A 1,301-nucleotide genomic window follows, 5' to 3' on the forward strand; every position below is an offset into this window, starting at 1 on the left:
TGAGCGACCCGAGACATAGGTGACGTTTTGTACCGGACACATGGGTAACACTTTTGGCTTTTGGCCGGAGGTGTTGATGCCGTGGAGAGAGTGTTCGGTGATGGAGGAACGTCTACGCTTCGTGGCCCGTCTTCTGGACGGGGAAGGCATGAGCGATGTGTGCCGGGAGTTCGGCATCTCGCGCAAGACGGGCTACAAGATCTTCAATCGCTACAAGGATGAGGGCCTTGAGGCACTGACGGACCGCTCTCGGCGGCCGGTGCGCTATGCCAACCAACTGCCGGTCCAGATCGAGCGGATGATTGTGGAAAACAAGCAAGAGAAGCCGCACTGGGGCGCCAGGAAGATCAGGGAGTTGCTGATCAGGAAACTGGCCGGCGACGTGCGCATTCCGGCCAAGAGCACAGTTCATGCCGTGCTCGACCGCCACGGCCTTGTGAGCCAGGCCCGCAAGAGGAACCGGGCGAACAAGGCCGCGGGCACGCAACTGTCACAGGCGATGCAGCCCAACGATCTCTGGTGCGCCGATTTCAAGGGCGAGTTCAAGCTCGGCAACGGCCGCTACTGTTACCCCCTGACCGTCACCGACCAGGCTTCACGCTATCTGCTGGCCTGCGAAGCCCTTGAAGCGACAAAGGAGGTTCCAGTCATCGAGGCTTTCGTCCGGCTCTTCAAGGAACGTGGCCTGCCGGAAGCGATTAGAAGCGACAATGGCCTTCCCTTCGCAAGCCCCAACGGCCTCTACAATCTATCGAGGCTGTCGGTGTTCTGGCTGAGGCTCGGCATCGCCATCGAGCGCATCCGGCCTGGCAACCCGCACGAGAACGCTCGCCACGAGCGCATGCACCGCACGCTCAAGGCCGAAACGACCCGGCCGCCGGGCATGAACACCCTCCAGCAGCAGGCCAGGTTCGATGCTTTCATGAGCGAATTCAATGACGAGAGGCCCCACGAGGCCATCGGCATGAAGGTGCCAGCCGAGCTCTACAGAGGCTCTTCAAGAGCCTATCAAGGCCTCCCCGGGCTGGAATATCCCTTTCATGACAAGGACATCCTCGTCACCGCCTGCGGCCGCATCTGCATGCACAGGAAGAAGATAAACATCTCCACCGTGCTCGCCGGCCAAAGGCTCGGCATCAGCGAAGTCGACGACGGCATTTGGCTCGTCTCCTTCATGCACTATGATCTGGGATATATCGACTTGGAACAGAGGACCTTGCAGACCATCGACAACCCGTTCGGCACGAGGTTGTCACCCATGTCTTAGGTACATTCTGTTACCTATGTCTTCGGGCCGTACA

The 1,301-nt window shown here is 59.6% G+C and carries 1 protein-coding gene; it reads left to right on the forward strand.

Annotation, left to right across the window (positions count from 1 at the left end; all coding sequences use genetic code 11):
- Positions 1-76: 76 nt before the first annotated feature.
- Positions 77-1,267 carry a helix-turn-helix domain-containing protein gene (locus FJ867_RS28570; protein ID WP_140819259.1) on the forward strand — a complete coding sequence of 397 codons (1,191 nt, stop codon included), beginning with the start codon at positions 77-79 and terminating at the stop codon, positions 1,265-1,267.
- Positions 1,268-1,301 lie beyond the last annotated feature (34 nt).

The organism is Mesorhizobium sp. B2-5-3 (assembly GCF_006441005.1).
Lineage (GTDB): Bacteria > Pseudomonadota > Alphaproteobacteria > Rhizobiales > Rhizobiaceae > Mesorhizobium.